The organism is Chitinasiproducens palmae, assembly GCF_900095735.1.
GTDB lineage: Bacteria > Pseudomonadota > Gammaproteobacteria > Burkholderiales > Burkholderiaceae > Chitinasiproducens > Chitinasiproducens palmae.
The window spans coordinates 191,674-205,596 of record NZ_FNLO01000005.1; the positions used below are offsets into that span (position 1 = coordinate 191,674).

Sequence of the window (13,923 nt, forward strand, 5' to 3'; positions counted from 1 at the left end):
CCGCTGCGGATTGCCCCGTTGTTGCCCCGTTGTTGCCCCATTGTTGCCCCATTGTTGCCCCGTTGTTGCAGGTCTACGCGCCGATGACCCCGCTCATCGGCCGTTCTCGTCTTGAAGGGACCGATCCGTCAGCGATCGCGCGTCCCGCCAATGCCGCTAGCCGGCCCATCGCCAGCAGCGCAATCGCAAGCACTGGTGCCTGACAGCCAGCGCAGTGTCGCGTCAATTACCGATTCATCGCCTTTTCGAGCAAGACCGCGCCGGACACGGTCATGATGCTGCCGGCGACGGCGTTGAACCACTTTCCGACGGGGCTGCCGACCAAGGAGCGGGCGGCGACAACGGCCGCGCGCGACAAGGCCTGATGGAACGTCAGGTCGATGAGGACGATGCCGCCGAGCATGACGACCGGCACAAGCAGAGGGGCGGATCGGCCCGCCACCCGGGCGAACAAGCCGAAGCAGAATGCGGCCATCTTCGGATTGCCGATGAGCTTGCATCGGGGCTGGCCGAACAATGAAGCCCTTGAGAAATGCGTCCCGAGGCAAAGGACGTGATGCGCCCGCGTCGCCCAGACGGCTTGCCATCTGGGCGCTCCAGTTGCGATTCCTCATATCGGCGCGCCTCAGGCCCAGTCCAAGGTAGATGAGATAGGCTCCGTCCGCCGCCTGGATGAACGTCAACAGCCAGGGCAGGGCGTTGCGTAGCGTGCTGAGACCCAGCAAGGTCGCAGCCGCATAGAGCGGGGTGCCAAGGGTGGTGCCGCGCAGCAGCGGCGCTCGCGCGGGCCGCTGACGATGCTGATCCGGGCGATGTTGACCATGCATGGACCAGGAATCGGCACGGCCAGCGCATAGATCGACAGGGCGAGCAGGATCGGGCTCGCGTTGGCGATTTGCATCGGTGCCATCGACCCTAAGTCATCCTGATCTACGGAAGCGGCGTATCGGTAGCGCGTCGGCTCCGTCCAGGCGGGCCGTCGTCTGTGCCGCGTCAGGCCCGGACCGATCGATCCGGTCAAAGCGCCGCAAGAGGCCGCTTTCCGAGCCGGCCTCGAATCGCTTGCGAATGCTCTCCGGTCTTCCGGCGCAACGGTGACGGCGCAATGCCGATTGGTCAGCGTTATACCGACTGCCGTTGTAAGCGGGAAGCTGGGCGCGGCAGTCTTTCACAAAGTCGCCGTGGCAGAAGCAGGCTATTTGCTCCGGTCTGGCAGAACCGACCACGCCGTCGACGTGATCCCACGGCGTGAGCCCATTGCGTGAGCCCATTGCGTGAGCCCCGGCGCAGGCACTTGGCATGAGATCTTGGCGTGAACCGTTCACGAGAGCCGTTGGCGCCGGCGTCTGCCGTCCGGCCGTCAATCCCGGGTCTTTACCGCGTCACGGCGCAATCTGTTGCCACCGGGCAGGGGACCATGCGTCGCCACCGGTCAGCACTCGATGATGTTGACCGCCAGTCCGCCGCGCGACGTTTCCTTGTATTTGGTTCGCATGTCGGCGCCGGTCTCGCGCATTGTCTTGATGACGGAGTCGAGCGAAACGTAGTGATTGCCGTTGCCGTTCAGCGCAAGCCGTGCCGCGTTCACAGCCTTCACCGCGCCCATCGCATTGCGCTCGATGCAGGGTATCTGGACGCGTCCGCCCACCGGATCGCAGGTCAGGCCGAGGTTGTGCTCCATGCCGATCTCGGCCGCGTTGGCCACCTGCTGCGGCGTCGCGCCCAACACCGCGGCCAGCCCCGCAGCGGCCATCGAACATGCCACGCCCACCTCGCCCTGGCAGCCCACCTCGGCGCCGGAAATCGATGCGTTCAGCTTGTACAGCGTGCCGATCGCGGCGGCGGTAAGCAGGAAATCCTCGACGCCCGCTTCGTTTGCGTCGCTGATGAACCGTTTGTAGTAATGCAGCACTGCGGGGATCACGCCCGCTGCGCCGTTGGTCGGCGCGGTGACGACGCGACCGCCACTGGCGTTTTCCTCGTTGACGGCCATCGCGTAGAGGTTGATCCAGTCGATCGCGGCCAGCGGATCGTTGTTATGGCCGAGCGGCCGCGCCGCCAGCGCCGCGGCCAGTTCGGGCGCACGCCGCCGAATCTGCAACGGCCCAGGCAGCGTGGCGGGCGCATCCGGGCGGCAACCGCGCACGACGCAAGCCTGCATGACCGCCCAGATGTGCGCGAGCGCGTCGCGCGTGGCCGCATCGTCTCGCCACGCGCGTTCGTTCTCGCGCATCAGCGCCGCGATGCTCAAGCCGGTCGCGTCGCAGCGCGCCAGCAGCGCTTCGCCGCTCTCGAACGGATGCGGCAGACGCAGCCCGGCCAGCGCGACCTGCTCGTTGCTGGCACCCGCCGTGATCACGAAGCCGCCGCCCACCGACAGATAACGCGTCTCGCGCAAACACTCGCCGTCTTCGCCGAACGCGCGCAGCAGCAGTCCGTTCGGATGTTCGACCAGCGCCTTGCGGTAGAACGCCACGTCCTGCCGCGGGTCGAAAGAAATCCGGTGCACGCCCAGCAACGGCAGCGTGCGCGCCTGGGCAACGGTTGCGAGCGTCGCGTCGATCGCATCCGCATCGACGCCCTCGGGCGTTTCCCCCAGCAGGCCGAGCAGCACGCCGCGGTCGCTGCCGTGTCCCTTGCCGGTCGCGCCGAGCGAGCCATACAGGCCGGCGTGAATTCGCCGCACTGCGGGCAGCAGGCCGTCCCTGTGCAAGCCGCGCACGAACAGGCCGGCCGCCCGCATCGGACCGACCGTGTGGGAACTGGACGGGCCAATGCCAATCTTGAACAAATCGAGAACGCTGACGGCCATGACGGCTCCTGGAACGTGCGGGCGTGCCGCTCAGGCGTAGCTGTCGACAGGCGGACAGCTGCACACAAGATTGCGATCGCCGTACACGTTGTCGATGCGACCGACCGGCGGCCAATACGCGCGCGCCGCGGTGCCGAGCGGCCAGCCGGCGGACCGGCGCGTATAGGCGTGCGGCCAGTCGTCGGCGGCGAGCACTTCGGCCGTATGCGGGGCATGCTTCAGAACGTTGTCCTCGCGATCCGCCGCGCCGCTTTCAATCGCGGCGATCTCGGCGCGAATCGACACCATCGCATCGACGAAGCGGTCCAGCTCCGTCAAGGATTCGGATTCCGTCGGCTCGATCATCAACGTTCCCGGCACCGGAAAACTCATTGTCGGCGCGTGGAAGCCATAGTCGATCAACCGCTTTGCGACGTCGTCGACGGTCACGCCACAACGGTCCTTGATGTCGCGAAGGTCGACGATGCATTCGTGCGCCACCAGTCCATTCGGACCCGTGTACAGGATCGGGTAGTGTTCGCCGAGCCGCTTGGCCAGATAATTGGCCGACAGGATCGCCGTCTCGCTTGCCGCGCGCAGCCCTGGCGCGCCCATCATCGCGATATACATCCACGAGATCGGCAGGATGCCGGCCGAGCCATAGGGCGCGCCGCTGACCGCGCCGATGCCTTGCGCGCCGCGCGTATAGCCGACTGCCTGCGCATTCGGCAGGAACGGCGCGAGGTGCGCGGCCACCGCCACCGGCCCAACGCCCGGTCCGCCGCCGCCATGGGGAATGCAAAAAGTCTTGTGCAGGTTCAGATGCGACACGTCCCCGCCGAAGGCACCCGGCGCGGCCAGACCGACCATCGCGTTCATGTTGGCGCCGTCGACGTACACCTGGCCGCCGTGCGCGTGGACGATCGCGCAGATCTCGCGAACCTCGGACTCGAACACCCCGTGCGTCGACGGGTAGGTGATCATGATCGCGGCCAGACGCGATGCATGCGTCTCGGCCTTCGCGCGCAGATCGGCCAAGTCGACATTGCCGCTCGCGTCGCACCTGACGACGACCACGCGCATGCCGGCCATCTGCGCTGACGCGGGATTGGTGCCGTGCGCCGATGCCGGAATCAGGCACACGTCGCGCTGCGCCTCGCCGCGCGACGCGTGATACGCCCGGATGATCAGCAGGCCGGCATATTCGCCTTGCGAGCCGGCGTTCGGTTGCAGCGAGACCGCGGCGTAACCGGTGCATGCCACCAGCATCGCTTCCAGTTCGTTGATCATGCGGCGATAGCCGGCGGTTTGGTCCACCGGCGCGAACGGGTGGAGTGCCGCGAACTCGGGCCACGTCACCGGAATCATCTCGGCGGTGGCGTTGAGCTTCATCGTGCAGGACCCGAGCGGGATCATCGTCCGGTCAAGCGCGAGATCGCGGTCGGCCAGACGGCGCAGGTAGCGCAGCATCTCGGTCTCGCTGTGATGCGTGTTGAAGACCGGATGCGTCAGGTAATCCACCTCGCGGCGCACAGCAGGCGGTACGCCGTCGGCACCCTTGCCATCGGCGAGCAACCGCGCGTCGATGGCATCGATATCGGTCGGCGCCGGCACGCCATAGGCCTCGGCGAACGCCGCGAGCAGCGCCACTACGTCGGCGCGGCCCACCGTCTCGTCGAGCGAAAGGCCGACATGCGACGCATCCACCGCACGCAGATTCAGCTGACGCGACTGTGCCGCGGCATGGACGGCGGCGGTGCGTGCGCCGGTGCGGACAGTCAGCGTGTCGAAAAAGGTCTCGTTGGTCGGCGCCGCGCCGATCGTGCGCAGCTCCGCTGCAACGACGGCGGTGAGCCGGTTCACGCGCGCCGCGATCGCGCGCAGCCCGTGTGGACCATGATAGACCGCATACATGCTGGCCATGATTGCCAACAGGGCCTGCGCGGTGCAGATGTTGGACGTCGCCTTCTCACGTCGGATGTGCTGTTCGCGGGTCTGCAGCGCAAGCCGGTACGCGATGCGACCCTGCGCATCGCGGCTGACCCCGACCAGCCGTCCGGGCAGGTGCCGTTTCAGTTCGTCGCGCACCGCGAGGAAAGCGGCGTGCGGGCCACCGAAAGCCATCGGCACGCCGAAGCGCTGCGCGCTGCCGAGAGCGATGTCGGCGCCCCACGTGCCCGGTGCCGCAAGCAGCGTCAGCGCCAACAGGTCCGCAGCGACCACCACCGTGCAGTCGGCCGCGCGCAGGCGGTCGGCCAGATCCCGGTAATCGGCAACCACGCCATCGACGCCTGGGTATTGCAGCAGTGCGGCGAATGCACCAGCCGTGGCCGCATCGTCCGGCGGTCCGACCAGCACCTCGATGCCGAGTGGCGCCGCACGGGTGCGGATCACGTCGAGCGTCTGCGGCAGCACATCGTCGGCGACGAAGAAGCGCATCGACGTACTGCGCGACGCCCGCTTCGCCAGCGTCATGGCTTCCGCGGCGGCGCTGGCTTCGTCGAGCATCGACGCATTCGCGATGGCCAACCCCGTGAGGTCGCACACCATCTGCTGGAAGTTGAGCAACGCTTCCAAGCGGCCTTGCGAGATCTCCGGCTGGTAAGGCGTGTAGGCCGTGTACCACGCCGGGTTTTCGAGCACGTTGCGCAGGATCACCGGCGGCGTCGACGTGCCGTAGTAGCCCTGCCCGATGAACGACCGGAACACGGCGTTCTCTGCCGCTCGTGCCTGCAGGGCCGCCAGCGCGTCGGCTTCCGACAGGGGCTGCGCAAAACCGCCGAGCGGCAAGTCATCGCGCCGGCGGATGTCGGCCGGCACCACCGCGTCGATCAGTGCCGCCCGGCTCGGGTAGCCGAGCACCGCCAACATCCGGGTCTCGTCCGCGCCATCGGGGCCGAGATGCCGCGCGGCGAACGGAAGGGCGCCTTCGAGCGCCGCGAGGGAGTCGCGGTTTGCGGAGCAGGCAGTGCGGGCGGCAGGGCGCGTGTCGAGCTGGGCGGACATGGTATGCGTTCGAGCGAACTCAGGTAGCAGGCGTTGAAGGGAACGACAGGCGCAGTTGCGCAACAGGCGCTATCGGGGCGTTGACGAACGGCCAGACAGCGCGACAACAAACAAAACGTTCAGTTGGCTTCACGCCGCGGCAACGCGGCCCGGCGCCATCGGACAAGCGGTGGATGCCCGACCTGCAACGCAGGTGGCGGGATCCGACGGCCGGCTTGGGCCGTGCGATCGCTGCGGCGCATTGCCGACGGCGCCAACCGCCGCCGTCTACGGCCAGCGGCGCCGATCCTCGCCAACCCTCGCCAATCGACGTACGACCCGGGCACGACCGCGCCAACGCACGGATGACTGCGCTTAGGCGTCCGGCATCCGCTGCAATAACGAAGTCGGTCAGTCGCCCGCCGCCTCGCGATAGGCGGCCGCATCGAGCAGGCTGGCCACTGCGCCGGCGTCGTCCGGCTTTATCTTGAACAACCAGGCGTTGTACGGCTCGCCGTTGACGGTTTCCGGTGCGCCCGCCAGGTCGCCATTGCTGGCCAGGATCTCGCCCGACACCGGCGCGTAGATATCCGAGGCGGCCTTCACCGACTCGACGACCGCAATGGCATCGCCTGCACTGACCTTGCGGCCCGCTTCCGGTAGATCCAGATAGACGATGTCGCCGAGCGCTTCCTGCGCATGATCGGTAATGCCAACCGTGAGGGAGCCGTCCGCCTCGGTGCGAATCCATTCATGCGAGGCGGTGTATTTCAGATCGTCCGGCAGATTCATGCGAAAACTCCTTGATGGGGGCGATGGACAACACGCATGCGCTCGCGGTGCGGTGTCCGAGGTGTGGCTGCGTGCGGCCCGACCGTGATGGTTCAGGCAGTTCCGGCCGACCCTGCGGCGGCCGGTTGCTCGACCAGTATCTTTCCGTGCCGCACGAAAGGCAGTTTAACCACCTCGGCAGCGAGTCGTTTGTCGCGCACTGCGACTTCCACCGTCTCGCCGGGAGCGATGCCGGCAGGCAGCCGCGCCAGCCCGATCGAGCGCTGCATCGTCGGCGAGAACGTACCGCTCGTCACCTCGCCGGCGCCGAGGCGAGTATGAATCTGCTGATGTGCCCGGAGAATGCCGCCGCCTTGCAGGATCAGGCCCAGGAACGCCCGTGGCGCCTCGCTGGCCAGCGCGTCACGGCCGATGAACGGGCGCTCGGCGCGCGTGTCTACGGTCCACGCAAGACCCGCGTCGAGCGGCGACGTGGTCGCGTCCATATCCTGTCCGTACAGGTTCATGCCCGCTTCCAGCCGCAGCGTGTCGCGAGCGCCGAGGCCGCACGGGCGAACGTCGGCCGCGGCAAGCGCCTGCCATAGCGCCGGCGCATGGTCTGCCGGTACGACGATCTCGAAACCATCTTCGCCGGTGTACCCGGTCCGTCCGACCATCAACTGGCCGAACCCGGTCGTCTCGACGTCAGCAGCGGAGAACGGCTTCAGCGATTCTGTGGCGGGCCGCGTCTCTGCAACCGCCTGCCACACGCGCGCGCGCGCCTGCGGGCCTTGCACGGCGATGATTGCCAGATCGCGCCGCGGCGTGATGATCACGCCGAATTCGCCCTGCGCTGCCGCGCTGCCCAGCCACGCAATGTCCTGTTCCGCCGTGGCGGCATTGACGATCAAGCGATAATGACGCGCGTCGAAGTGATAGACGATCAGGTCGTCGATCACGCCGCCGGATGGGTTGAGCATGCAGGAATAGAGCGCGCGGCCCGGTGTCGTCAGCTTCGCGACGTCGTTGGCCAGTACCTTCTGCAGGAACGTTCGCGCCGCGTCGCCTTCGACATCGACGACACGCATGTGCGAAACGTCGAACATGCCCGCCGCCGTCCGCACCGCATGGTGCTCGTCGATCTGCGAGCCGTAGTTGACCGGCATGTGCCAGCCGCCGAAATCGACCATGCGAGCGCCGCTCGCAACATGAGTGTCATGCAGGACAGTGTGCTGGAGATCGGTCATCGGCGCGTCGTCGGATCGGGAATAGGGGTGGCGACGCACGCAACCGCGCGAGCGTCGTTACCCCTCTGTCCTCGATACCTGAGAGATTGCGTCCCCAGCCGATCGTCGGAAACGATCGAGGCAAACGCGCGCCCCTTCGGTGGGCAGCGCTGGCTGTGCCGGCTGCCGCTCTCCAGAGTTGCCAGGCCATTGCCCGGCGCGACCGGTCCTTCTGCCTGAGAGTTTGCGGGTGATACCCCTTCGGCGGCGCCGTGCGGCGCGCTCTCCCGGTACGCCCGCGCAATGTAAGCCACCCAAATGTGTCTGTCAAACCGAACGTATGGACAGGCGCAGGGCGCAGAGCCGGTGTGTTAACATCGGCGCTCGCGTGTTTGCAGCGTAGGTGCGGTTCCCTGGCGTCTTCCAAGCGCGGCAACCGCATCGCCATGCCGTTCGCGGTCGTCGCCCGCTTGCCATCGTTGCTTTACTCGCCGTTTTTCGCGGTCTTTTGCACTCCGTTCACGGCTGTTTCGAGTTTCTTTCTGGCTTTTCCCGTTTTCCTTCTCCGCGTTCCTCCTGCGAGATCCCCAGCATGTCCGGAATGAACGCCGCTCAGGCAGAAGCGGTGCGCTACCTCGATGGCCCCTGCCTTGTGCTGGCGGGCGCCGGCAGCGGCAAGACGCGCGTGATTACCCAAAAGATCGCGCACTTGATCCAGGCCAAGGGCTTCGAGCCGAAGCACATCGCAGCCGTCACCTTCACGAACAAGGCGGCCACCGAAATGCGCGAGCGGGTGGGCAAGCTACTCGAAGGCAAAACGCTGACCACGCCGGGCAAGGAGGGACGCAAGGTTCCGGTGAACCAGCTGACCGTCTGTACGTTTCACTCGCTGGGCGTGCAGATCCTCCGGCAGGAAGCCGAACATGTCGGGCTGAAGCCGCAATTCTCGATCATCGACGCCGACGACTGCTTCTCGCTGATCCAGGAACAGATCGGCAGCACCGACAAGGGCCAGGTCCGCCGCATCCAGAACGAAATCTCGCTGTGGAAAAACGCGATGAAGACGCCTGAGCAGGCTGCCGCCGATGCGCTCGATGCGGACCAGCATCAGGCGGCCATCGTCTACCGCAACTACGTCGCGACGCTCAATGCCTATCAGGCAGTCGACTTCGACGATCTGATCCGGATGCCCGCGCTGCTTTTCGCGTCGAACGAGCAGGTGCGCGACAAATGGCAGAATCGTCTGCGCTACCTGCTGATCGACGAATACCAGGATACGAACGCCTGCCAGTACCAATTGGTCAAGCTGCTGGCTGGACGGCGCGCGGCCTTCACCGCGGTCGGCGACGATGACCAGGCGATCTACGGGTGGCGCGGCGCGACGCTCGAAAACCTTGCCCAGTTGCAAGTGGACTTTCCGCAACTGCACGTCATCAAGCTGGAGCAGAACTACCGTTCGACGGTACGCATCCTGACCGCCGCGAACAGCGTGATCGCCAACAACCCGAAGCTTTTCGAGAAAAAGCTGTGGAGCGAACACGGCATGGGCGACTCGATTACGGTTACCTCCTGCAACGACGAGGAACACGAGGCCGAGTCGACCATATTTCGCATGTCAGCGCACCGTTTCGAGCGCAGGGCGCAATGGCGCGACTACGCCGTGCTGTATCGCGGCAACTTCCAGGCGCGCATCTTCGAACAGATCTTGCGCCGCGAACGCATTCCGTACGTGCTGTCGGGCGGGCAGTCGTTCTTTGACAAGGCCGAAATCAAGGACCTGTGCGCCTACCTGCGCCTCATCGGCAACGCCGACGACGATCCCGCGTTCATCCGCGCCGTCACCACACCGCGCCGTGGCGTGGGCAGCGCCACGCTCGAAACCCTTGGCGCCTTTGCCGGTCAGGCCAAGGTGTCGCTGTTCGAAGCCGTCTACATGGGCGCGATCGAGGCGAAACTGTCGGATCGGCAACTGGAGCCGCTGCGCGCGTTCTGCGATTTCATCCAGCGGCTGACAGATCGGGCCCAGAAGGAAGTGGCCAGCGTCCTGCTCGACGAATTGATGGAAGGCATTCACTACGAGGCTTATCTATACGACGCCTTCGACGAACGCGCGGCACGCTCGAAGTGGGGCAACGTGCTCGAATTCTTCGACTGGCTCAAGCGTAAGGGCACCAAAGTCGCTGATGAAGGGGAGGAGGCCACTGGCTACGACACCGCCGATGGCTTGGCCGACGAAGGCAAGAACCTCCTGCAACTGGTGCAGACCGTCGCGTTGATGTCCATGCTCGAAGGCAAGGAAGAAGATCCCGACGCCGTCCGCCTGTCGACCGTTCATGCCTCGAAGGGCCTCGAATACCCGCACGTCTTCCTCGTCGGTTGCGAAGAAGGCATCATGCCGCACAAGGGCTCGAGCGACGACGAACCGCCCGACGACGCACGCATCGAGGAAGAACGTCGACTGATGTACGTGGCCATCACCCGCGCCCAGCGCAGCCTGCATCTCTCGTGGTGCAAGAAACGCAAACGCGCGCGTGAAACGGTTGTCTGCGAGCCTTCGCGCTTCATCAAGGAGATGCACCTGGATGAAGCGCCACCGCCGACCGCAGAAGAAGCGCCAATGACGCCTAAAGACCGCCTGGCGTCACTGAAGGCACTGCTGACCCCCTAGGTCACCGCGCAGACTGGACGCGCCGGCGAAAGCAGGTTATGCTTTCATGCTTCTCTGGAAGCTCGTTCGAGCATTCCAATCTGCGCCCGTAGCTCAATGGATAGAGTACTGCCCTCCGAAGGCAGGGGTTGCTGGTTCGATCCCAGCCGGGCGCACCAATAGAATCAATCGCTTAGCTCAATTTCGCGCTTCAGGACGAGCGCTGCCTTCGTTGTACAACCTTGTACAACGCTGTACTCCATTGTGTTTCGACGGGTTCGGGGTGTCGGCCTTCCTACTTTCTCACTTCCCTTGCTTGGTGTCTGCTAGGCCGAATGGCTGGTCGCTCTGTGATAGGGCGTGGTGCGGTCTGTGAGCGCAGGCGTTTCGACGTGCAAGAAGTGGCTCGCTAGAATCCCGGCGGCAACTAACCCTAGACTCCTCAGGGCGCCTTCATCTGGAGCTACGGAAAAAAGCCGGCGCGAGCCGGTTTTTTCGTTTGGGGCTGACTAGCGAGACTGGCAACGGAGAACCGACGAATGAGAAGTGGAGCTCATGACGATCCAAGGGCCGAGGTGTATGGCAACGATCCGGCGCTGGCACTCGACTTGATCAACGGCATGTTGGAAGACGGCGACCGGGCTGAACCGCTTAGCGCGTTGCGCCGACTCGCGCAGGCGTTCGGCGGCATGCAGGCAGTGGCCGAGTAGGCGCATCTGAACCGACTCAGCTCAGGCGTGGCCGTTGCCGGGCAACTGCGGCGCGCTGCCACCTAGCCCGCCCAAGGTTTTTGTCATATCCTTTGTGATATGACAAGCCAGCGATCGGATACTACTATGAACCCTGCCGCCCCAAGTCGCCACGTCCGCTTGTTCCGAAACGGGCGCAGTCAGGCGATCCGCATCCCCCGCGAATTCGAGTTTTCGGGTGCCGAAGTTGTTGTCCGGAAAGAGGGGACAGCCTTGATCATTGAACCTGTTCAAGCCGTCCCCCTGGCGGCTTTGTTGGCCGGATGGGCGCCGCTCGGCGAGGATTTTCCCGCCATCGATGATTTGCCGCCGGAACCCGTGGAACTGTAATGCCGCTTCACCTGCTCGATACCAACATCATCTCCGACGCGATCCGAAACCCGCAGGGTATATGCGCGCAACGGATCGGCGAGCTGTCTCCTGACGACCTTTGCACGTCGATCGTCGTCGCCGCAGAGCTGCGCTTCGGGGTGGAGAAACGCGGTTCTCAGGAACTCAGACGCCGGGTTGACCAAGCGCTTGCGAGTCTGCCCGTTCTGCCCTTGAGCGGCGACGCCGACCGGTGCTACGGCCGCTTGCGCACCGACTTGGAACGGCAGGGCCGTTTGATTGGCGCGAACGACATGCTGATCGCGGCGCATGCGCTTGCGCTCGAAGCGGTACTTGTCACCGACAACATCGCCGAATTCACTCGCGTATCCGGACTTCTAGTCGACAACTGGATCGACAGAAGTGGTGCGCGACGATAGCGTCCCGCCGCGCGCGCTGAGCACGAATCGACAAGCTTTTGCGCCGCGTGTATTTCGCGAAGACCGGCTCGATCGGCGTATCGATGCTCAGACGCGGTCGGGGTTGGAGAGCGCGATCGAGCGTTTCGGACGCTTCAGAAGCCGGTGTTTTCGTTGTGGTACGAAAGCGTGTTAGCGCGTAGCCCACACGCGAAGTCCTGAAATCAGGCAGGCAGGTTAGACGCCCCGTCGGTCGGCTCGGGCTGTCCGACCGAGAATTGTCCGAGGATTAAACTGCGGCGACGCCCCCATCGACGAAGAGTTCATGGCCAGCGACAAAGCTGCTCTCGCTTGATGCCAGGAAGAGGACTGCTCGTGCTACCTCGTCCGGTTTCCCCAACCGCCCAAGCGGAACGCTTTCATTCAGCGCCTCTTCGACTCCCGGTTGCGAGTCGAAGTAGTTCCGTATCAGACGTGTTTCTGTACCACCGGGCGAGACTACGTTCACGCGGATGCCTCGCTCCTTTAGGTCATTTGTCCAGCTTCGGGCGAACGAGCGCACCGCTGCCTTGCTGGCGTTATAAAGAGACTGGTTTGGCAGGCCTTTACTGCCAGCGATCGAGCCGTTGAGGACGACAGCACTTCCCGCTGTCATGAGCGGGAGTGCTTTCTGCACTGTGAAGACCATGCCTTTCACATTGACGTTGAAGGTCGAGTCGAAATGCGTATCGTCGATCGCATCAAGTGGTACGGGCTCGTAAATGCCCGCATTGGCGAACACGACATCGACCTTTTGGTGGTCACGTTGGATCCGTTCGTAAAGCCGAGCGATGTCGGCAGACTTCGTGACGTCACCTTGCACGCCGACCGCTCCGCAGCCGATCTCCTTTACGGCCTTGGCGAGCAGTTCTTGCCGGCGCCCTGTGATGTACACGTGCGCACCTTCAACGGCGAAAAGTTTCGCCGTCGCGAGGCCGATGCCGTCGCTACCACCCGTTATCACCACGACTTTGCCTTCGAAGCGTTTCATCATTTCCTAATACCTGTCACACAAATGGAGGGTTGCTCCATTTATAATATGGAGGTAACCTCCGCTTGACAAGAGGAAGGGGAAGAAACTTGAGTGATCAACCTGCCCTCCGGGCTGACGCGCAGAAAAACCGCGAACTCATCCTTTCCGCTGCAGAGGAGCTTTTCCTGGAAAAAGGAGCCGGTGTTCCGCTGGAGGAAGTTGCCAAGCGTGCTGGCGTCGGTATCGGCACACTTTATCGTCGCTTTCCCACGCGCGAGGCACTTTTGGCCGCTACCAGCGATGAGCGCTTCTTGTCGATGGCCGAAAACAGCCGTGCTCGTGACTTAAATCTCACGCCAGGCGATGCGGTACGCGCTTATCTCGAAGAGCTTGCTATGAATACGAGCACTTATCGTAGCCTCGCCGCCTCGATTGGGACTGTTATTCAATGCGGAACACCCGGATGTAATGCGATCACCGCAGAGGGGCACCGACTGCTTCAGCGTGGACACGAGACAGGCACCATTCGCCGCGATGTCACTTACGAGGATTTCATTTATGTGGTGACTGCCATTTCCATCGCAATCGAAAATGACGGCTTATCGAAATCGCGTATTGGGCATCTGGTGGACTTGTTCCTGAACGGCATAAGCGAGAAACGTTCGGACTAGCGACCAACATACTTTCGACGTCTCCGTCGGCCAGTGTGTGGGACGCCACCTAAGACACGACCGTGGCAGCCGAAAACATGACCCTACGCTCCGCGCTGATGATGGCGCTCGAGCGGCGCATCAAAGAGCAGCATTGGACCAGGCACAAGCCGAGCCGCAGCTCGGCGTCACGCAGCCCGCGTCTCAGATCTGTTGCGCGGCAAAATCGACCTGTTCGGCCTCGACACCTTGGTGAACATGGTCTCGGCCGCCGGTTTGCACCTCGAACTGCGAATCGCCGCTTGACCGTGGCCCGGCAGTGACCGGGGACAGCGTCTAAGCACAGCGCGTACGGCACTGCGTC

General features: G+C 64.2%; 10 protein-coding genes, 1 tRNA gene, 3 pseudogenes and 2 riboswitches. Of the genes and pseudogenes, 7 read left to right on the top strand and 7 right to left on the bottom strand.

What is annotated here, in order from left to right; genetic code table 11:
• Positions 1–226: 226 nt before the first annotated feature.
• The 6 genes and pseudogenes from BLU54_RS24170 to gcvT form a co-directional block, all read right to left on the bottom strand.
• Positions 227–403 (bottom strand): hypothetical protein, encoded by a 177-nt coding sequence (locus tag BLU54_RS24170; RefSeq protein WP_235837884.1) that lies wholly within the window; start codon positions 401–403, stop codon positions 227–229.
• 187 nt (positions 404–590) lie between these two features.
• Positions 591–827 (bottom strand): annotated as a pseudogene (locus BLU54_RS24545) (LysE family transporter); the annotation flags it as partial.
• 605 nt (positions 828–1,432) lie between these two features.
• Positions 1,433–2,812, bottom strand: a complete 1,380-nt coding sequence (locus BLU54_RS10305; protein ID WP_091907734.1) for an L-serine ammonia-lyase — start codon at positions 2,810–2,812, stop codon at positions 1,433–1,435.
• 30 nt (positions 2,813–2,842) lie between these two features.
• The gene (gene gcvP, locus BLU54_RS10310) at positions 2,843–5,797 is read right to left on the bottom strand and encodes an aminomethyl-transferring glycine dehydrogenase (RefSeq protein ID WP_091907736.1); all 2,955 of its coding nucleotides are present in this window, start codon (positions 5,795–5,797) and stop codon (positions 2,843–2,845) included.
• A 390-nt stretch (positions 5,798–6,187) separates the two neighbouring features.
• Positions 6,188–6,568, bottom strand: a complete 381-nt coding sequence (gene gcvH / locus BLU54_RS10315; protein ID WP_091907738.1) for a glycine cleavage system protein GcvH — start codon at positions 6,566–6,568, stop codon at positions 6,188–6,190.
• A 92-nt stretch (positions 6,569–6,660) separates the two neighbouring features.
• Positions 6,661–7,794 (bottom strand): glycine cleavage system aminomethyltransferase GcvT, encoded by a 1,134-nt coding sequence (gene gcvT, locus BLU54_RS10320; protein WP_091907740.1) that lies wholly within the window; start codon positions 7,792–7,794, stop codon positions 6,661–6,663.
• A gap of 55 nt (positions 7,795–7,849) precedes the next feature.
• A riboswitch (glycine riboswitch) is annotated at positions 7,850–7,980 on the bottom strand.
• 15 nt (positions 7,981–7,995) lie between these two features.
• Positions 7,996–8,065, bottom strand: a riboswitch (glycine riboswitch).
• A gap of 300 nt (positions 8,066–8,365) precedes the next feature.
• Between gcvT and BLU54_RS10325 the strand changes: the two genes are divergently transcribed.
• The 5 genes and pseudogenes from BLU54_RS10325 to BLU54_RS10345 all read left to right on the top strand — a co-directional run bounded on the left by BLU54_RS10325 (position 8,366) and on the right by BLU54_RS10345 (position 11,918).
• On the top strand, positions 8,366–10,441 hold the full coding sequence (locus BLU54_RS10325) for a UvrD-helicase domain-containing protein (protein WP_091907742.1): 2,076 nt from the start codon (positions 8,366–8,368) through the stop codon (positions 10,439–10,441).
• 82 nt (positions 10,442–10,523) lie between these two features.
• Positions 10,524–10,599, top strand: a tRNA-Arg gene (locus BLU54_RS10330).
• 360 nt (positions 10,600–10,959) lie between these two features.
• A pseudogene (locus tag BLU54_RS10335) lies at positions 10,960–11,127 on the top strand (addiction module antidote protein); the annotation flags it as partial.
• Between the two features lie 129 nt (positions 11,128–11,256).
• A complete protein-coding gene (locus tag BLU54_RS10340) occupies positions 11,257–11,499 on the top strand; it encodes an antitoxin (RefSeq protein ID WP_091907744.1) in 243 nt (80 codons plus the stop codon).
• Positions 11,499–11,918 carry a type II toxin-antitoxin system VapC family toxin gene (locus BLU54_RS10345; RefSeq protein WP_091907746.1) on the top strand — a complete coding sequence of 140 codons (420 nt, stop codon included), beginning with the start codon at positions 11,499–11,501 and terminating at the stop codon, positions 11,916–11,918. Before BLU54_RS10340 ends, BLU54_RS10345 begins: the two co-directional genes overlap by 1 nt.
• Positions 11,919–12,186: 268 nt before the next feature.
• Here BLU54_RS10345 and BLU54_RS10350 read toward each other — a convergent pair whose 3' ends face one another.
• Entirely contained in the window at positions 12,187–12,930 is a 744-nt protein-coding gene (locus BLU54_RS10350) for an SDR family NAD(P)-dependent oxidoreductase (RefSeq protein WP_091907748.1), read from the bottom strand.
• Positions 12,931–13,016: 86 nt separating this feature from the next.
• Here BLU54_RS10350 and BLU54_RS10355 point away from each other — a divergent pair, with 86 nt between their 5' ends.
• Together BLU54_RS10355 and BLU54_RS10360 are read left to right on the top strand one after the other, a co-directional pair.
• Complete coding sequence (locus BLU54_RS10355) at positions 13,017–13,580, top strand: TetR/AcrR family transcriptional regulator (protein ID WP_091907750.1); 564 nt, start codon at positions 13,017–13,019, stop codon at positions 13,578–13,580.
• Positions 13,581–13,642: 62 nt separating this feature from the next.
• Positions 13,643–13,865, top strand: a pseudogene (locus BLU54_RS10360) (helix-turn-helix domain-containing protein).
• Positions 13,866–13,923 lie beyond the last annotated feature (58 nt).